Source organism: Paenibacillus oryzisoli (assembly GCF_050467285.1).
Classification (GTDB): Bacteria; Bacillota; Bacilli; order Paenibacillales; family NBRC-103111; genus Paenibacillus_E; species Paenibacillus_E oryzisoli_A.
In genome coordinates this window covers 60590-79047 of sequence record NZ_JBCMUN010000007.1, presented here as the reverse complement: position 1 = coordinate 79047, position 18458 = coordinate 60590, and the positions used below count along the sequence as shown (strand labels likewise).

Sequence of the window (18458 nt, the reverse complement as noted above, 5' to 3'; positions counted from 1 at the left end):
TTAACATGATCAGAGATAACGCAAGATCAGATAAGAAGGAAAGCGAATCGACTGAACAAAGCAAGCGTTCCCAGTCGGTGGGTAAGCAGCCCGCGTCCCCTTATTCGCAAATTATGCAATTGCAGCGCACGATCGGGAATCGCGCAGTTTCCAGTATGATGCAGGGGCAAAGCCCGCGCATTCAGCGTGCGCCAAGCGAGGATTACACGAATGAGGCAGACGGCACGTATTGGGAAACGGACGAGACTGAGGATCATAACGGTGAAACTGTGCCTAGTCAGGTGCTCGCCGTCATGAAAAATCCCGACTACGGCGGTACGCCGAGCGTCGACCCGCCAGGCTGGGACTGGTTGAAGACGAAGTATGGCCGGTTGAAAGGCAGCTGGGTGCGCTTTCACATTATTAATGCTGAGCTCGGAGGGCCGGGTGGAGATACGACCAATCTCGTGCCGACAACGACGGCGCTCAACCATAACGCAGGCTGGCGTCAGCTTGAAGAGGGAGCGAAGTCGAGCGCGATCAATGATGATGACTGGACTTACGTGGAAGTTGACCTCAACTACAACGACGATTATCCGGCAGGCATTCCGGAGAGCATTTCCGCCGAGTGGGGGTATTTGGATCAGGCGAACCAATGGCGCAGGGCGGGCACAGCCAATCTCGGTCAGGTGAATCCTGACGATAACGACAACAACCATTACTTGCCGGCAGCGCAAATTACGAACGCACGGCTGCGTCAATTTGGCCTGAATGCCCAGCAGGCAGTGGCGATGCGTGCTTTGATCGACGATACGTATGAGGATCAGGACGAGTTTGAGACGGAATTGGCGGGTAACGGCAACCATATGATCGACGAGAACTTGATTGCAGGGCGGTGGTACGATGTGGCAGGCCGTTTCTACGTCGATGAGGATGATGACATTGACGGGCCGTATCCGATCGTGGTGAGGAACGCATGAAGAGTATGAATGAAATTGTCCACAAGCTGCGTATGGCCGGCTGTGTGTTTGCGGAAGAAGAGGCGGCCATACTGCTGGAATGGGCGGGAAGCAGCGATGAATTGGCCGAAGGGGTCGCCCGGCGAGCAGACGGCTATCCGCTTGAGCACATCGTCGGCTGGGCGGCGTTCGGCGGCATGCGCATCGCCGTGGAGCCGGGCGTCTTCGTCCCGCGGCGGCGAACGGAATTCCTGCTGCGCCAGGCGGCGGCGCTTGTGCGGCCGGGGGATGTTGTCGTCGACCTGTGCTGCGGCTCCGGTGCGCTCAGCGCCGCCTTGCTGGCGGCGAAAGGACCGCTCGACCTGCACGCGGCCGATCTGGACCCCGCGGCCGTCCGCTGCGCGCGGCGCAACATCCTGCCCGAGCAGGGCGCTGTTTACGAAGGGGATCTGTTCAATCCCCTTCCGCTCCGCCTTCGCGGGCATGTGCAGGTGCTGGTCGCCAATGCGCCCTACGTGCCGACCGAGGCCATTGCCACGATGCCGGCGGAAGCGCGCATCCATGAAGCCAAGCTGGCGCTCGACGGCGGCGCGGACGGGCTGGACATCCAGCGCCGCATCGTTGCGGAGGCGCATGCCTGGCTGGCGCCGGGCGGCTGCCTGCTCATCGAGATGAGCGAGAAGCAGGCGCCGGTGGCTGCGGAGCTTTTTGCCTCGCACGGGCTGCAGCCGGAGTGGGTGAGCTCTGAGGAGGAGGACGCGAATGTGATGATCGGGAAGTGGGATGGGGCGAGCGGTTGATTTCCCAACCCATGCGAGCCCTGGGCTCGCGTTGCTTGCCAGCGGTCAATCCAACGAATCAGGGGGTTAACGGTTGCCAGTGAGCTTATTTCGCCCGAAAGACCGCTTTTCGACGTATAACGGTTGTGACAGCGGCTATTGGTGGAGTGGGAGCCGTTTTTACCCGCATTTAGGTGAAATAAGCGCCATGGCAACCGCTAGATTGCGAAACGAAGTGTTTTGAGCCAAATAAGCGCTGAGGTAACCGTTAGATTGACGGCGAATTGAACTCGAGCTGGATAGACGGAAGTTGTGTATCTTCACAGCACCTGTTTAATGCTGGAGGCACCATCGCTGATGCCCTCTACGTACTGGGTATAGGAAGTCTAGCATTTCGTTCGCCAGGCTTCTTTGTGATGAAGCGGGATTTACATCGATTGTTTTGTGCTTTTTGCATGCACGTCATATTATTTACAAAACATTTACATCGAAACTGTAACTTTTTTCGTAACATTGCCGTTTAGGGATTGTCTCCCCCAATCGGGAAGAGTCAAAAACGCTAGGAGGTAATGGAGTATGAAAAAGAAATTAGCTGTCGCGCTTTCCGCGACCATGATAGTGAGCAGTCTGTCTTTGGGGAGCGCGTTCGCGTTTAGCGATGTGGACGGCAGCCAGGCAGCCGCGATTGCGAAGCTGCAAGCGAGCGGGATCGTCAGCGGCGTGGATGCCGATCATTTTGTACCGCTTGGCAAAATTACTTATGCTGAAAGCGTGCAGTTGTTGGTACGGGCTTTTGGCTATAATTTGGACACGATGCGTTTCGTGCAGCAGCCGGTGGCTTCGCAGTTGTTCACTAATGTCGGTGACTCCGCGTGGTATGCCGATGCCTTTATCGTCGCGCACTACAACGGCGTGGACATTCCGAAAGACGTGAATCCGAACGCGGTGGTTACGCGGGAACAGTTTGCGCAGCTGCTCGATACGGCGTTTGAACGCAAGGCACAGCTGCCGATGATTAATATTAAATCGGAGCTGAAAGACGACAGCGCGATTACGCCGGGGTACCAAGGCAGCGTGCTGCGTCTGGTTCATTATAAAGTTGCAGACCTTGATAAAGCCGGCCTGTTCAATCCGCAACGCGAGCTGACCCGCGGTGAATCGGCGGTGTGGGTGTACAATGCGCTGAACGTGATGGCAAACGTCAAAACGCCGGTGCAAACGGAAAAAGTGACGTTCAACGTGGAGAAAGTAAACAGCGAAGTGAACAAGGTGACGCTCAGCCGCGAGCAAAAACCGACAGGCGGCTACGCGATCTCGGTCACGAATATCCAATTTAAAGCGGACGGGCAAGCGGTTATTCAATATGATTTGCAAGATCCGGCCGCAGGTGATATGACGACGCAAGCGGTGACGACGCCAACGGCTGTTACGTATGTACCGGCCTCCTATGAAGTCGTTCTGGAGCAAGCGGCGCAATAAAAAATAGGCAGGTCTCGTTCCCTGGGGGAGCGGGCCTGCCATTTCAACTTAGAATGGAGAGAATGTTATGCCAATCAATTATACAAAAGCGGTTATATACCCGGCGCTGCTCGCGGGGCTGCTGGTGTCCGCCGGCTGCTCGTCAACGGAGACGCCGGAAGCCAGCGCGACAGCGCCGGCTGTGAGCACTATGCCAACCACTGCGCCATCTGCGGCGCCGAGCGCTCCGGCGAGTGCAGCGCCAAGCGCTGCGCCTTCTGCGACGCCAAGCACGGTGCCATCGACGTCCGCGCCTGCTGCGACAGCTGCGCCAAGCGGTACGCCGGCTCCCGCGGCATCGTCCGGGGCGTCGGTGTCAGCGGCTTCGATTAAGGCGATGCTGGAACTCGCGAAGAGCGGCAAAGCGGAGGGCATCGCCTTTGCCGCGAAGACGAACCTGACTGAAGACGTCGAGAAAGCTTGGGGGAAAGCAGATACGAGCGAGTTCGCAGGCAGCGGCATTTATGCGACGTACAGCAAGAAGCATGCCGCGATCGGTTACAACAAAGGCAGCCAGATCATTGACATCCGCTCGTACGATCCCAAGCTCCAGACGATCACGCTGAGCCAGATTGAGCAGGCGCTGGGCAAACCGGCGGATACGAAGGTAAACGGCAGCGATACGATTTATATTTACAAAGCTTCTGACGAGTTCCAACTTAAATTTGTCATTCCGCAATCCACCGGCAAGGTTGATCATATTTCGGTTTTTGATACGATACATTCCGTCAACAATATGGCAGGTTAAAAAAGCGCAACCACCCACGGCGCCAAGATCAGTGTGACGAGTGCGGTGACCAGCATGGCGATGCCGGCCACGGATCCGGTAACGGCGCCATCCTCCATCGCTTTGCTGATGCCGGCGGAGTGTGCGCCCGTGCCGTAGAGTACGCCCCGGCCAATCGGTCCGCGGATGCGGAACCATTTGACGATGAGCGGGCCGGCGATCAGGCCGAGCAGCCCGGTCACCATCGTGGCGGCGGCTGTAATCGTCGGCACCCCTCCGATGGAGCCGGAGATCGCGAGCGCGACAGGCGTCGTCGCGGAACGCGGCGCCAAGCTGTCCATCACCTCGGGAGACAGACCGAATAAGCGGGCGAGGCCTGCCGAGGTGACGATAGCGGCGGTTGCGCCGCACAAGGCGCTGGCCACGATGGGCCAGGCATGCTTTTTCATCACGTCCCCATGTTTATACAGCATAACGGCCAGTGCAATCGTAGCGGGTTCGACCATTTGGCCGAGTACGCCCGTTCCGCGGTTGTACGTCGTCATCGAGACGCCGCTAATTTCAACGGCAGCGATCACCACGATCGGTGTCACCAGCAGGGGGGACAGCCATATTTTCGGATAGCTTCGATACAGTTTCTTGCTTAACACGTACATCGCAACAGTCACAACGAACCACCCTAATGCTTCCATCACCCTGCATGCCTCCCGGTTCTCCGCGAAATCCATTCTCCCAGCAGACCTGTCAACGCCATGACCGTCAGCAGGCTCCCCGCAATCGTCAGCAGCATCCACAGTCCGTTATGGACGATCAACGTTTTGTAATTCACAATGCCAACCGCCGCAGGTACGAAAAATAAAAGCATCTCCGCGAGCAGCCACTTCGATCCCGCTGCGATCCAGTCGAGTCGGACGATTCGGCTTTTGAGCAGGACGAACAGCAGGAAGATGCCGAAGACGCTCCCTGGCACCGGTAGATGCAGCCAAGCGACGCATGCGTCGGACAATTTGGCGATGCCGAGGAAGAACAACACTTGCAGGATGGTTAACGTCAGGTTTTTCATTGTGTACGCCGCCTCTTTTGCTTCGTTGAAATTAGTATACAGAAACGATTCGCATGGGTAAAATGAATTGATACTATGATTTTCATTCCTTTTAGCTATGGAAAAGAGGGCTGGCCTTCGCAATGGACATTCGTCATCTGCAATACATTCAAGAAATTGTGCGATTAAATAGTTTTACGAAAGCTGCAGAAACGCTGCACATTACGCAGCCCAGCATCAGCAAGGCGGTCAAGCAGTTGGAGCAGGAGCTGGGTACGGAGCTGTTTATCCGGGAAGGCAAGCATTTCAGGCTAACCGATGCGGGAAGCGCGATCCTCAAATATGCGGGGCCGATTTTACAACTATTCGAGAGCTTGCAGTCGGAGCTGAACGACTTGAACTATCTCAACCAAGGCAGCATCCGCATCGGCCTTCCGCCTATGGCGGGGTCGAGTTTTTTTCCGACGGTGATCAAAAGGTTCCAGGACCGCTACCGCGGCATCGCCATTACGATGATTGAGGAAGGCGCGGTCAGAATCGAAGAAGGCCTGATCGAAGGGACGCTGGATGTTGGAGTCGTCATTTCACCGATCAAGGCGGATGTGTTTGATTCGTTCGCGCTGATCCAGGACAAGCTTAGCGTGGTCGTGCCTCCGTCGCATCGTCTCGCGCAAACCTCAGAGGTGCAGTTGGCGGAGCTCGCGGAGGAACGGTTTATTTTGTTCAACCGGAATTTTGCGCTGCATGACCAGATTATCGGACGCTGCCGGGCTGCCGGTTTTGAGCCGCAGATCGTCTACGAAAGCTCGCAGTGGGACTTCATCGTCGCCATGGTCGGCGCGGAGCTGGGCATCGCGATGCTGCCGCAGACGATTTGCCAGACGCTGTCCGCGGAGAGAATCGTCGCCGTTCCTTTGGTGCAGCCCGTTATCCCGTGGGAGCTGGTGCTGGTCTGGAAGCGGGACGGGTACCTGTCGCTGGCGACACGGGCGTGGATTTCGTTCACGCAGGAAGTCTTTGGGGGGAAGGCCGGGGAATAGCAACTGGTGAGGGGCTGGCGGGTCATCGTAGGGGGCGAGTGGCAAAGTAGATGGAATTAGTGGTGAAGTGGGGCGGGGCGGCACCATACAAACGCATTGCCCTGGGCGTACCCTTGCGTAATCCTGTATTTTGTACATCAAATTTCGCCATTCAGGCTCATTTTCGTGGAACAACCTGTAAAAGGTACAGGTGATTTTAGCCGCCACTCAAATGAAATCGCTTTCATTCAAGCTTGTCCGAATTTTTACTGTAAGAAATGCAGGATTTCTTGCGATTTGGCCTTTTTCGGCCCAATTTGCTGTACTTTTTACAGTTGGCGGTCGGTGGGGCGGGCAGGAAGGCGCATGGACTGCCAGCAACAGCAAGATAGTCGAGGAACGTGTGCAAAGAGTGGAGCAGAGGGGGGCGCGCAAGGCCAGGGCAGGAGAACTAGGGGCTAGCCGCAAGAGCAGAGCGATTTCCGCCAGAAAACGCCTGAGCATGCATGCAAACTGGGTGCTTTTGGCACACTAAAGCTGCACATTTTCAGCGATAACGGAGGTTTTCGGCGTGGCATCCAACCAAGATCTGCTATCTATTTTTGCCCTCGGGGGCGTCCATGAAATCGGCAAAAACATGTATGTCCTCCAGTACGGCGACGACATTATCGTCATTGACTGCGGCTCCAAATTTCCGGACGAGAGCTTGCTTGGCATCGATTTAATCGTCCCGGATATTACGTATTTGCTCGAGAATGCCTCGAAAATCAGAGGGCTCGTCATCACTCACGGGCACGAGGACCATATCGGCGGCATCCCGTATATCATCAAGCAGATGAGCATGCCAATCTATGCGACCCGGCTGACGCTTGGCTTGATCGAGATCAAGCTGAAGGAGCACGGCCTGTTCAGCGCGACCAGCCTGCACGAAATCGATGCGGAGGCCGTCTTGACGCTGGGCCGTATTCCGCTTAGCTTCTTTCGCACGAACCACAGCATCCCGGACTGTCTGGGGGTCGTGTTTGAAACTCCGCAGGGAACCGTGGTGCATACGGGGGATTTTAAATTTGATTTGACCCCGGCCAATCACCAGCATGCGGATATTCACAAGATGGCGGCGATCGGGCAAAAGGGCGTGCTTGCGCTGCTCTCCGAGAGCACGAACGCGGAGCGGCCGGGTTTTACCCCGTCGGAACGAACCGTGGGGGATCATATTCAGGAGGCGTTCAGTAAAGCGACGGGCAAAATTTTTGTCTCCACCTTCGCGTCGAATGTGAATCGGCTGCAGCAAGTCATCGACGCCGCAGCGAAAACGAACCGCAAAATCGCCCTGCTCGGCAGGAGCATGGTGAATGTGGTCGACATTTCCTTGGCGCTGGGCTACCTCACCATGCCGCCAGGCATGCTGGTTGAGGCGAACGATGTGGGCCGCTTCAAGCCGCATGAGATTGCTGTGCTGTGCACGGGAAGCCAGGGCGAGCCAATGGCGGCGCTGTCCCGCCTTGCGAGCGGCACGCACCGGCAGGTGGAAGTGTCGAGCGGGGATACGGTCATTTTAGCGGCGACCCCGATTCCAGGGAATGAGCGAAACGTCGCGCGGATCGTTGACAACTTGTTTATTAGAGGCGTCAAAGTCATTTACGGCTCGGGCTCGGTCACCGGCATGCATGTCTCCGGACATGCGAGTCAGGAAGAGCTGAAGCTAATGCTGACGCTGATGAAGCCGACTTATTTTATCCCGATTCACGGAGAATACCGGATGCTGTATCAGCACCGATTGCTGGCGGAAGCGGTCGGGGTGGCGCCGGAGCGCATTTTTATCGTCAACAATGGAGAGGCTGTCGATTTCAGGAATGGCGAGGCGCAGCAGGGACGTCGGGTGCCAAACGGCAATACGCTGGTCGACGGGCTCGGGATCGGAGATGTCGGCAACATTGTGCTGCGAGACCGGAAAGTGCTGTCCGAGGATGGGATTCTCATCTTTGTCCTGTCCCTGGCCAAATCGGACGCAAAATTGGTATCGGGACCTGATGTAATCTCGCGTGGCTTCGTGTACGTGAAAGAGTCCGAAGCATTAATGGACGAAGTTCAGCGTATTGCGCTAGCGGCGGTTACACAGCTGCAGGACGAGGAAGCTACGCAATGGGGGCTGTACAAGCAGGCGCTCAAGGAAGCGGTGGGCAAGTACTTATTCACGAAGACGCAGCGGCGGCCCATGATTCTTCCGATCATTATTCAAGTGTAAGGGAATGCATAGCGGCTCTAATTCACGCCATACTATACGAGTACTACATGATTATGGCAAAAGGAGTCGAGCCCATGACATCAAGCAGAGGACACCAAGGCGCGCATGGCGCAGGTCAGATTGTGGAGCAGTTGAACAAACAAGCGGAAGCCGCACAGCAAATTCAGGGAGCCAGCGAGGTCGATCAGGCTGTCGAAGCGGCGGCAAACGAGGATAGCTCCGAATTGGATGAGCTAGAGTAAACACAGTAAAAGCTTCTCATTCGTTATGCGAATGAGAAGCTTTTTGTTCGTTACAAGGCTGCTGCCGCAGAGCGAAACGCGATGAATTTTTCATAACGGCCGGGAGTCTTCTTAGTGAAGTTGTTTTCAGATGGATAGAACGCAGAGGCATTATAACGCGCCGGACGTGCATATGGCCGAAGAACTTCCTGTCGATACGACTTATTTGCCCCAAAATGATGTGTTTGAAATTATAGCGGTTGCCACGAAGCTGTCGATTAACTATTTATACTTTGGGAATCTGCGAGAGAACACAAAAATGTATACGAAAAGTCATATATAATGTGCTGCCTTCACATAAAATCAATCAATTCTATGCGAAATATCATACACATTTTGTGATTTGAGGCCTGAATTTGAATATGTATTCGAAAAATCATACACATTTTCTGCGTGTGTCCTTTCACGGATAAAACTGTCCATAATTAATCGACAGTCTTGCCACGGCACTTATTTCCCTAAATGCGGCGAAATCTGCCCATTTATAAGCAAATAGCCGCTACGGCAACCTTTACGTGCTAAAAAGTCGGATATTCGCTAAAATAGGCGCGCTGGCAACCGTTAGAGCTGGCTGGGGCGGGCACACGGTCCTCATTCATGGAGAACCGACGGCGCTCTCCAGCTTCGCTTTTCCCGGTAAGCGAAGCTGGAGAGTACTGCAGGCTCGCCGTGAGTGAATGATCCATTTCGCGTTCATCCAGGGTCTTTCGATTCCAAGCGGATATGTAGAGCTTCTCTCGTGTCGTATTTTGTTTAAATTTAGGGGTAGGTGGAAATAATTTACTGAAGAGATCGGTTGGAATAAACGGGGGATACAAGTGCAGAACAGATCAGACAGCGAACTTATCGGCATTCTTGCAGCGTACTCGATCATCATATTGGCCGTCGGATTGATGAACCACGTCATGGTGATTCCCCCACTCCTTCATGAGGCCAAGAGGGATGCTTGGATCAGTATATTAGCGGCCATACTGCCCTATTTAGTATGGGCAAGCCTTCTATACGCCGTCATGAGAAAAACAAGCCAGCAGCCGCTGTTTCCTTGGTTGACTCAACATTATGGGAGAGTCGTCTGCGAAGCATTCCGGCTGTTTTTCATCCTATACCTCTTTCTTATTCTCGTGATGACGTTAAAAGAAACGGCCATGTGGACACATGCTTCTTATTTGCCGCGGACGCCGCAATGGGCTCTCTCCATATCCTTAGTACTCGTCTCCGGCTTTGCGGCACAACGTGGCTTGCAGACCATTGCGATTGCATCCGGCATTTTATTGCCCTTCGTCATCATTTTCGGAGACTTTGTCATGGGCTCAAACCTCCCTCAAAAAAATTACAGCTTGCTTTCGCCTGCGTTTGAACATGGTGTGGGACCCATGCTGAGTGGGACCTTGTACGTTGGCGGCGGGCTTGTCGAACTGCTGATCCTTCTGCTTTTCCAACATAGAATCAAAAAGAAAGTGCCACTCTGGTCGTTATATGTGCTGGCTTGTTTCTTGGTCCTCTTAATCTTCGGTCCCGTAACGGGGGCTATCGCTGAATTCGGTCCCTTTGAAGCGGCGGAATTGCGATACCCTGCGTACGAAGAATGGCGACTGGTCGCCATTGGAAAATACATCCGTCATGTAGACTTTTTATCGATTTATCAATGGTTGTCGGGCGCCTTTGTCCGTATCGCGATTGCGATGTATCTAATCATCGATTTGATCACAACAGCCAAGCAGAAGAAGAGTTCCTTTATATTTCTGGTCCTGCTCGGTATCTTGATCGTCATTTTAGTACAACTGCCCTTCAGCGATATGCAGTATACCGCATTTCTGAAGGGTTACTACCTGCCTGGGTCTCTATGGTGCGCCACTTCCGTGCTGGCCGTTCTAGGTTTCCTGGTACTCTTTTCCAAAAGGAAGGTGGGCAATAATGAAATCTAGTTGGTTTCGGAGGCTTTTGGCCAATGAGGAGAGTCCACAGGAAGCGACTGAAGCCTTCACCTCACCTTCTGAAGCTCAGGAGTGGACGCCGGAAGCGATTCGTCAGTTATTCCGCAAGTCTGCGGACATCCAAATGGAGACGTACGAATTGGGTGACACAGCGCATATGCAAAGCATACTGCTGTTATATTGTGACGGGTTAACGGATACCAAGCCGATGAACGAATATTTGCTTCCCCGGCTGACCGAATTAATCAATGATAATTTCAGTATGGAGCTGGATAAAAAATTAAAGCTGTCCCGCCTGTATCAAAAAGAAGAAATTATCGAACGCTTATTTTCCGGGGAAATTGTCCTATTTTTTGAAAACCTGAATATCATCTACGCGGTCGATACAGCCGCTCCTCCTAAACGTCTGCCCGAAGAATCGAATACGGAGATTTCCATTAAGGGTCCGAAAGACGCATTTGTAGAAGAACTGAGCACCAATGTGGCATTAGTACGCAAACGGCTCCGCAGCAACTCCTTGTGCTATGAGCAATTCACCATTGGCAAACGGAGCCAAAGCAAGGTAGCGCTGCTCTACGTGGAGGACATTACACAAACGCAGATTGTAGACGAAGCCAGATTGAGACTGCAGCATATTGATATGGACCTGCTGTTCAGCAGCAGTCAACTGGAAGAAATCCTTTCGGATTCGTCCCGTTCACTATTTCCATTGCTGCATTATACGACGCGTCCCGATTTTGTCGTAGATTGTCTGACACGGGGCCGGTTTGTCGTGATCGTCGAGGGATCCCCTACCTCAGTCATCGGACCGGCGAACTTAACGCTGCTGCTGAAAACCCCGGAAGACTTCTATATTCCCTATTATATGAGCTCGTTCGGACTACTGTTTCGCTTCGCCGGTCTTGTCATCTCTTTGTTTCTCCCCGGGTTTTGGGCTGCACTTGCGTCATTCAACCTGGATCAGCTCCCTTATCCGTTCGTGGCGACCATCTCCCTGTCCCGTATCGGGCTCCCTATGCCTGCTCCACTAGAAGGGTTCTTGATGATCGCGCTGTTCGAATTATTCCGCGAAGCAGGGGAGCGCCTGCCCAAAGCGGTAGGACAGACAGTTGCCGTTGTGGGAGGGATCGTCGTCGGTGATGCCGCGATCCGGGCCGGGCTTGCGTCCACGACCTTTCTCGTCATAGGCGCGATTACAGCTGTCTCCAGCTTCACTTTGGTGAATCAGTCCCTCGTGGGTACGGTCAGTATTCTCCGGCTATTTGTCCTGATCTGCAGTTCAACGCTGGGCATTTATGGATTTAACCTATCCGTCATCACCATTGTCGTGTACCTTGCCTCACTCAAATCGTTTGGCGTGCCTTACCTTGCGCCATTATCGCCGATTCACTGGAAAGATGCCATCATGGCGCTGTTTCGAAAACCTTGGTATAAGAAAACCCTGCGATCGGAAATCTTGCAGACCAAAGACTCTACCCGACAATAGGAGGAATCTCAATGCGAAGAATAGGGAAACTGGCTATTCTGTGTCTGTTGATGACGCTGCTATCCGGATGTTGGGACATTAAAGATATACAGGAAATGAATTATGTGACGTCCATTGGTTTCGAGCTTGAGAATAACCAATACCAGGCATATGTACAAATGCTTGACTTCTCCTCCGTAGCCAAAACAGAATCAGGCAAACCAACACAAGCGTTACCCGTCTTGGTGGGAGTCGGTAAAGGAGAAACCTTGATTGGCGCCTTTAATGATTTGTATAGAACCACGCAAATGCGCACCGTATTCGGTCAGTTGATCACGGTTGTCATTGGCGAGAACCTTATGAAAACAGGGATGAAAGATGTCTGGGAGCTCTTGACCCGCTATTATGAATTCCGATACACGCCATGGCTGTTTGGAACGAAACAACCCATCGACGATCTCTTTAAGATCACTCCTTTTTTTTATCTTTCTCCCTTAATGTCCGTGTTGAATCAGCCTATGGAATCCTATAAGCAGCAATCTCTCGTTGCGCCCTTAACGATGAGAGAGTTTATTTCGGAGACACGTGAACCAGGCAATTCGACCTTTCTGCCTTCGTTATCCGTCTCAAATCACACTTGGAAAAGCAACAATCAGCAAAAGCCTATGCTGACGATCGATGGTATCTTCATATTTAAGGAGAATCGTGCCCAAAATTGGTTTGGATGGGAAAACGTTCTAGGGCTTAGGTGGGTCGAGCCGAAGACCCAGCGAAGTCCGCTGCTGATCCGATCTGAAGGGAAGCCTCAAGCATCCGTATCATTGGAAAGTCCTGACATTAAAATTCTACCTTCGATCAATAAAGATCAAGTTACGTTTGACATGGAGGTTAAACTTTCAGGATACATCAGCGAAATCTTACAGCCGCTACCTGAGGAAGAGCTGGAGAGAAAGGTTGCGGCTGAGGTCCAAAAAGAAATCAGGGATACCTATGAAAAAGGGCTTAAAGCAAATTTGGATTTAATGCGTTTGGAGCACGCCCTCTACCGGCAAAATAACCGGACATGGAAGCTCGTGCAGGATAGAGGAGGCTTACAACTGACGCCAGAATCTCTTCGTATTCGCGTAGACGTCAAATTAAACCACTCGGGTAAGATCAAATATTGATGGGAGGCGACTCAACGTTCAGTGGATGACCATCCAAATAGACTTAGCAGGCAGTGTGCAGGAGATCAGCGTCAGGAATCAGATTTGTTTTGATTTTCTGTACCGGTTTCTGGCGGACGTCATCTCTGCAAAGGCGCATGTCATCTTGGATTTTGGATTCAATCAGGTGGATGATGTGCTGCGTTTAAAGTCGTGGGTTGCTGAACGCGGCGGCGTTCTGGCAACGATCCATTGCCATTGCAGCGACGAGCGTGTGTGGGCGCAGCGACTTGCTGCTCGAAGCGTGAACCCGCTGCCAAATCAACGCATCACGGATTTGGAAACGCTGCAGAGGCATTATGACGCGCCGGACGTGCATTTGGCTGAAGAACTGCCTGTCGATACGATTCTGCCAATGGAGATCAACATCGCGAGTATCCTTTCATTTTTGGCGTAAACGAGGGGGGATTTCAGCATGAGTACGCTGGTGATGTATAACGTGACTACAGTTGTAATGGTTATCACAACGCCTATTTGTCCCAAAATAATGTGTTTGAAATTATAGCGGTTGCCACAGCGCTTATTTCCCTAAATGCGGCGAAATCTGCCCAATTATGAGCAAATAGCCTCTACGGCAACCGTTACGTGTTAAAAAGGCGGATATTCGCTAAAATAGGCGCGCTGGCAACCGTTAGAGCTGGCTGAGGCGGGCACACGGTCCTCATTCATGGAGAGCCGGCGGCGCTCTCCAGCTTCGCTTTTTCCCGGTAAGCGGTCGGGGAGACGCCGATTGTCCGCTTAAACATCCGCGAGAAGAGCAGTGGATCCGGGTAGCCGACGGCACGCGCCACTTCGGCGATGCCGAGCATTTGCCGGCGGAGAAGCCGGCACGCTTTGCGCATCCGGATGTCCGTCAAATAGCGGTACGGCGACATTGAGAGCCGCTGCTGAAAAAGCCGGCACAAATACTTGGTATCCAGCCCGACGTAGGCGGCGATGTCATCCAGCCCGATGCGCTCGGCATGGCGGGCGTTCATATAGGAGACGGCCTTGCGCACATGCTGGCCGACATCGGCTTGCAGCGCAGGCGTGTCGTCCGGCACCGCCAGCAGGCCGAAAATCCGATACAGCTGGCCGACTAGCAGCAGCTCCTTGGCCGGCTCGTCGCGCAGGCGCATAAGATCCGCGAAAAGAGCGGCGACCGCGTCCGAGGGCGGCGTTTCGCGAACGGGCGTCGGGGCCGTAAAGCCGGCCAGCAGGGCCAGCCGGGGAGCCATCGTGCCGACGAAGCCGAACCACGAGTAGCGCCAGGGCTCGTCCACATCCGCTTCATACGTATGCACGGTGTCCGGTACCACGAGGAATAGCCCTCCGGGGCCGACCTGCTCCGTATGTCCGCCCGCGGTGTAAGTGCCGTACCCGCTGTGCACATAATGCAGAATGTACATATCCCGTACACTGGGACCAAATGTCATAGTCGGCACACACTGCTGCGTGCCGACTTCCAAGACGTTCAGATCAGTCAACCCGATCCCATCGGTATAAATAAACTCCATACGAACCTCCGCTCTTTCCTGTGCATAGAGAAGATATGCTATAAGATGGGGAACTCTGGCTATTCTGATTATAGCGGATGCCCGCTACAATTTACAGTAGGAGGGATCGAGATGGAATATACAACATTTGGCCGTACCGGGCTTCGCGTGTCAAAGCTGGGGCTTGGCGGGGCGCCGTTAGGCGGCGTTTTCGGACCAGCAGATGAGCGCGAGATCGAGAAGATGATCCATGAGGCGATCGACGGCGGCATTAATTTTATAGATACGGCGCCGAGCTATGGCCGGGGCGAATCCGAGCGCAGGCTCGGGCAGGCGCTGGCAGGCGGTAGGCGGAACGACATTATTTTAGCGTCCAAAGCGGTGGGTCCGGGGGAATCGTTTGATTACAACAACACCATTCGTTCGGTTGAAAGTAGCTTGGCCCGCCTGCAGACGGATTGGATCGACTTGCTGCAAATTCACGATGCGGAGCAGGTTCCTTATGAAACTGTCGTGAACGAGACGCTTCCAGCGCTCGAAAAGCTGCGCGAAGACGGGAAAATCCGCTATATCGGCATCTCGACGCGTATTCTTTCGCTGCTGAAGCGGTTTGTGGAGCTCGACCGGTTCGATAGCATCCAGTTTTACACGCGGTATATGCTGATCGATCACACGGCGAAAGACGAATTACTGCCGTTAACGCAAGAGAAGGGCATCGGCGTCATTAACGGCAGCGTGCTGGGACTCGGCCTATTGGCGGATACGCCGGCAGCGTTTCTGCGGCCGCCGATTGTGGAGGAAGCCGCACGCAGAATGGCGCAGCTTCAATTTCTGCGGAAGACGGAGCCGCACGGTCTAGTGGAGCCGGGGATGCGTTTTAGCTTAACCCAGCCGGCGATTCATGTGACGTTAACAGGCGCAACGACGTGTGAGAAGCTCCGCGCGAATATGACCTACTGCGACGGGCGCGGGCTGGAGCCAGATGAGCTGAGCCGGGTTTACACTCTTTTTCAAGGGCAAAGCTTATTTCCTGGGGAGAAGGAGGTGCAGAAATGAGTCAGCAGCAAAGCAATTTGCCGAGAATTACCGCAGAGGAGCGGATGGCTCCCCCGGCGTGGGCGCTGCAGGAGCAGTGGCTTTTTCAAACGCTGAATGAGGCGGCGAAGGAGTTTGTGGCGCGGTATACGGAACCGGATGGAACCCTCATCTGGCAAAAGGAATGGCCAGGCATGGACGGCTCGGACGATCCGTACGAGGGCTTCATGAACTTGGCGCTGCTTTATGTGCTGGGCGGCAGCAAGGAACTGCACGGTGTTTCCCGTCAGCTATGGGAGGCGATCACGTGGCAATGGACGGAATACGGGCAGGTGAACCGCGAATTTGATCGTTATTACGATTGGATGCATCACGGGGAAGGCTATCTGTTCCTGTACTTCCTTGGCCTGGCGGGGCCGGCAACGCTGAAGGATCGGCAAAGAGCCGTAAACTTCGCCCGCATGTACACGGGAGACGACCCGGCTGCGCCGAATTACGATAAAGAGCTGAAGCTGATCCGGTCGCCGCTTACCGGCAGCGATGGCCCGCGTTTTGTCGTCACGGCGGAGGACTGGAGCACGCATCGCGCGATTCTGGATCACTATCCTGCGCCGTATGAGGATATTCCCGGCGTCGACTACGAGAGCCGCAAATGTCCGTGGTCGAACGATGAGGTCTATGGGCAAATCCTCAACATGATGAACGAGCGGATGAATCGCGGAGACGTACCGCTGAATCTCAATGCCAGCGGGTTGATTGCACACGCTTACATGCACACAGGCGATCCGGCGCTGCGCGATTGGGTGACGCAGTATCTCGCCGCTTGGGAAGAGCGGACACGCAATAACGGCGGCATCATTCCCGATAATGTCGGGCTTTCCGGCCAGATCGGCGAATACAACGACGGCAAATGGTGGGGCGGATATTACGGCTGGCGTTGGCCGCACGGCTTTATGACGATCATCGAGCCGCTTACGAACGCTTGCATGAACGCGGTGCTGCTGACCGGCGATATGAGCAAGCTGGCACTGGCACGGAATCAGCTTGACGCCAACTGGGCGCTGCGCAAGGAGGAGAACGGCCTGACGCTCGTGCCGAACAAGCATGGCGATCACGGCTGGCACGACTGGCGCAAGGCGCTGCCGAAGTATCCGGTCTATCTCTGGACGATGTCGATGGCGGACGAAGACCTTGAGCGCATCGACCGCATTCCGAAGGACCTTGATTGGAACGAAATCACGGTGCCCGTCGTCTCCGGCAGAGACAGCCGCACCGGACGGGAGACGAAGCACTACATCGGCAATACGGAGCCGTGGTTCCAATACATTCGCGGCTTGAACCCGGATTATCCGAGCCGGATACTGTCGGCCAATATGGAGCTGATCGGCCGGCAGCTGGAACGGATGCGTTCCGAGAAAGGCGATCCGTACCAGTGGAGTATCGGCTACGCGGACGGCAATTACTCCTCTATTCATATTTGGCAGGAGATGTGCCCGGTGTACTTCGAGTCGCTGGTGCAGCTGACGCTTGGCGGCCCGATGCATATCTCGCACGGCGGCCTGCAGCATGCGCGGGTGCGCTACTTCGACGCGCAGGAGCGGCGACCGGGGCTGCCGCAGGGCGTATCGGCACTCGTCGAGGCGCTCACGGCGGACAGCGTGACGCTGCAGCTGTGCAACACGAGCCTGTTCGACGAGCGCGAGGTCGTCATCCAGGCGGGGACGTTCGGCGAGCATGCGTTCACGAGCGTGCAGCGGTTGGACCGCGAAGGCGAGCCGCTCAGCGACGCGGAGACCATCGCAGGCAAATGGCTCGCTGTCCATTTGCTGCGCGGCACCGGCATTCGCCTGAAGCTCGGCATGAAACGCTATGCGAATGCGCCGAGCTATGACATGCCATGGCCGAGCCCTTATCGGGACAGCGTGCTGGCCGGGCGAAAGGATGTCGACGCGACATGTATGTAGACAGTCACGTTCATTTTTGGCAGCCGGCGCGCGGCGACTACGGCTGGCTCAAGCCCGATAATCCGCTGCTCTACCAGGATTATCTGCCTGTGCAGCTGCTGCCGGAGCTGACGGTGCACGGCGTCGAGGAGGTGATCGCCGTACAGGCGGCGCCAACGGCGGCCGAAGCGGCGTTCCTTCTCGAGCTGGCGCAGACCGTGCCGGCCATCGCCGGCGTCAGCGGCGGGCTCGACCCGCTTGCGGAGCGCTTCGACGCGGAGCTCGCGCAGCTGCAGGCGAGCGCGCGCTTCGCCGGCGTCCGCTTCGGCGGCAGCGCGTTTCGCGCCGGCCGCCCCGCAGCGGAGCAGCGCCGGCTGCGCGCGGCGCTCGCGTCCTTGCAGCAGGCCGGGCTGACGCTCGACCTGCTCGTGCAGCCCGGCGACCTCGCAGCGGTCGCCGGCTATCTTGAGGAACAGCCGCAGCTCCCGGCTGTTGTGAACCACCTGGGCTGCCCGCCTGTGCGGGAGCAGCCCTCAGACCCCTGGCTAACCGGCATGGCGCGGTTAGCCGAGCTGCCCCGGACAGCGGTGAAGCTGTCCGGCATGATCACGATGGCCGGCGGGTACCGCCCGGCCCTGCTCCAGCCGTATGTCGACCGGCTGGTCCAGCTCTACGGCCCCGATCGCCTGCTGTTCGGCAGCGATTGGCCGATTGCTTTGCAGGCCGGTGGCTATGGCGACGTCATCCGCTTGTTTGAAGCAGTGCTGGGAGACGAACTCGCGGAGGAGGAGAAGGGGAAGATTCGCGCAGGCAATGCCCGGCGGTTCTACCCGATACAGCGATGAAGCGATG

At 55.1% G+C, this 18458-nt stretch carries 19 protein-coding genes; 15 read left to right on the top strand and 4 right to left on the bottom strand.

What is annotated here, in order from left to right; translation table 11 throughout:
- Positions 1–5 precede the first annotated feature (5 nt).
- From ABE504_RS13015 to ABE504_RS13000, 4 genes are all read left to right on the top strand, one after another.
- Complete coding sequence (locus tag ABE504_RS13015) at positions 6–959, top strand: DNA/RNA non-specific endonuclease (protein ID WP_430088848.1); 954 nt, start codon at positions 6–8, stop codon at positions 957–959.
- Positions 956–1738: a putative protein N(5)-glutamine methyltransferase gene (locus ABE504_RS13010; RefSeq protein ID WP_430088845.1), complete on the top strand. Its 783-nt coding sequence runs from the start codon at positions 956–958 to the stop codon at positions 1736–1738. Before ABE504_RS13015 ends, ABE504_RS13010 begins: the two co-directional genes overlap by 4 nt.
- A gap of 555 nt (positions 1739–2293) precedes the next feature.
- Positions 2294–3196: an S-layer homology domain-containing protein gene (locus ABE504_RS13005; protein WP_430088842.1), complete on the top strand. Its 903-nt coding sequence runs from the start codon at positions 2294–2296 to the stop codon at positions 3194–3196.
- 67 nt (positions 3197–3263) lie between these two features.
- The gene (locus ABE504_RS13000) at positions 3264–3983 is read left to right on the top strand and encodes a YjgB family protein (RefSeq protein WP_430088839.1); all 720 of its coding nucleotides are present in this window, start codon (positions 3264–3266) and stop codon (positions 3981–3983) included.
- Here the strand turns inward: ABE504_RS13000 and ABE504_RS12995 are convergent.
- On the bottom strand, positions 3980–4654 hold the full coding sequence (locus ABE504_RS12995) for an LrgB family protein (RefSeq protein WP_430088836.1): 675 nt from the start codon (positions 4652–4654) through the stop codon (positions 3980–3982). The genes ABE504_RS13000 and ABE504_RS12995 overlap by 4 nt on opposite strands.
- A complete protein-coding gene (locus ABE504_RS12990) occupies positions 4654–5025 on the bottom strand; it encodes a CidA/LrgA family protein (RefSeq protein ID WP_430088833.1) in 372 nt (123 codons plus the stop codon). Before ABE504_RS12990 ends, ABE504_RS12995 begins: the two co-directional genes overlap by 1 nt.
- A 122-nt stretch (positions 5026–5147) precedes the next feature.
- Here ABE504_RS12990 and ABE504_RS12985 point away from each other — a divergent pair, with 122 nt between their 5' ends.
- From ABE504_RS12985 to ABE504_RS12970, 4 genes are all read left to right on the top strand, one after another.
- Positions 5148–6044: a LysR family transcriptional regulator gene (locus ABE504_RS12985; RefSeq protein ID WP_430088830.1), complete on the top strand. Its 897-nt coding sequence runs from the start codon at positions 5148–5150 to the stop codon at positions 6042–6044.
- Between the two features lie 550 nt (positions 6045–6594).
- The gene (locus tag ABE504_RS12980; RefSeq protein ID WP_430088827.1) at positions 6595–8268 is read left to right on the top strand and encodes a ribonuclease J; all 1674 of its coding nucleotides are present in this window, start codon (positions 6595–6597) and stop codon (positions 8266–8268) included.
- A gap of 74 nt (positions 8269–8342) precedes the next feature.
- Positions 8343–8510: a hypothetical protein gene (locus ABE504_RS12975; RefSeq protein ID WP_430088825.1), complete on the top strand. Its 168-nt coding sequence runs from the start codon at positions 8343–8345 to the stop codon at positions 8508–8510.
- Between the two features lie 130 nt (positions 8511–8640).
- Complete coding sequence (locus tag ABE504_RS12970; RefSeq protein WP_430088823.1) at positions 8641–8832, top strand: hypothetical protein; 192 nt, start codon at positions 8641–8643, stop codon at positions 8830–8832.
- A gap of 235 nt (positions 8833–9067) precedes the next feature.
- Here ABE504_RS12970 and ABE504_RS12965 read toward each other — a convergent pair whose 3' ends face one another.
- On the bottom strand, positions 9068–9235 hold the full coding sequence (locus ABE504_RS12965) for a hypothetical protein (RefSeq protein WP_430088821.1): 168 nt from the start codon (positions 9233–9235) through the stop codon (positions 9068–9070).
- A gap of 132 nt (positions 9236–9367) precedes the next feature.
- Here ABE504_RS12965 and ABE504_RS12960 point away from each other — a divergent pair, with 132 nt between their 5' ends.
- Genes ABE504_RS12960 through ABE504_RS12945 form a run of 4 tightly spaced genes read left to right on the top strand, consistent with a single transcriptional unit; the run spans position 9368 to position 13550 of the window.
- A complete protein-coding gene (locus ABE504_RS12960) occupies positions 9368–10474 on the top strand; it encodes a GerAB/ArcD/ProY family transporter (protein ID WP_430088819.1) in 1107 nt (368 codons plus the stop codon).
- Positions 10464–11969: a spore germination protein gene (locus ABE504_RS12955; protein ID WP_430088818.1), complete on the top strand. Its 1506-nt coding sequence runs from the start codon at positions 10464–10466 to the stop codon at positions 11967–11969. Before ABE504_RS12960 ends, ABE504_RS12955 begins: the two co-directional genes overlap by 11 nt.
- Positions 11970–11980: 11 nt before the next feature.
- The gene (locus ABE504_RS12950) at positions 11981–13114 is read left to right on the top strand and encodes a Ger(x)C family spore germination protein (protein ID WP_430088817.1); all 1134 of its coding nucleotides are present in this window, start codon (positions 11981–11983) and stop codon (positions 13112–13114) included.
- Positions 13115–13139: 25 nt separating this feature from the next.
- Positions 13140–13550, top strand: a complete 411-nt coding sequence (locus ABE504_RS12945; RefSeq protein ID WP_430088815.1) for an AAA family ATPase — start codon at positions 13140–13142, stop codon at positions 13548–13550.
- 268 nt (positions 13551–13818) lie between these two features.
- Here ABE504_RS12945 and ABE504_RS12940 read toward each other — a convergent pair whose 3' ends face one another.
- Entirely contained in the window at positions 13819–14649 is an 831-nt protein-coding gene (locus tag ABE504_RS12940) for an AraC family transcriptional regulator (protein ID WP_430088813.1), read from the bottom strand.
- A gap of 111 nt (positions 14650–14760) precedes the next feature.
- On the opposite strand from ABE504_RS12940, the gene ABE504_RS12935 reads away from it, so the two are divergent.
- From ABE504_RS12935 to ABE504_RS12925, 3 genes are read left to right on the top strand one after another with little or no spacing between them, the layout of a single operon-like run.
- The gene (locus tag ABE504_RS12935; protein ID WP_430088811.1) at positions 14761–15684 is read left to right on the top strand and encodes an aldo/keto reductase; all 924 of its coding nucleotides are present in this window, start codon (positions 14761–14763) and stop codon (positions 15682–15684) included.
- Positions 15681–17627 (top strand): hypothetical protein, encoded by a 1947-nt coding sequence (locus ABE504_RS12930; RefSeq protein WP_430088809.1) that lies wholly within the window; start codon positions 15681–15683, stop codon positions 17625–17627. The genes ABE504_RS12935 and ABE504_RS12930 overlap by 4 nt, the downstream gene beginning before the upstream one ends.
- On the top strand, positions 17618–18451 hold the full coding sequence (locus ABE504_RS12925) for an amidohydrolase family protein (protein WP_430088807.1): 834 nt from the start codon (positions 17618–17620) through the stop codon (positions 18449–18451). Before ABE504_RS12930 ends, ABE504_RS12925 begins: the two co-directional genes overlap by 10 nt.
- The last annotated feature ends 7 nt before the right edge of the window (positions 18452–18458 follow it).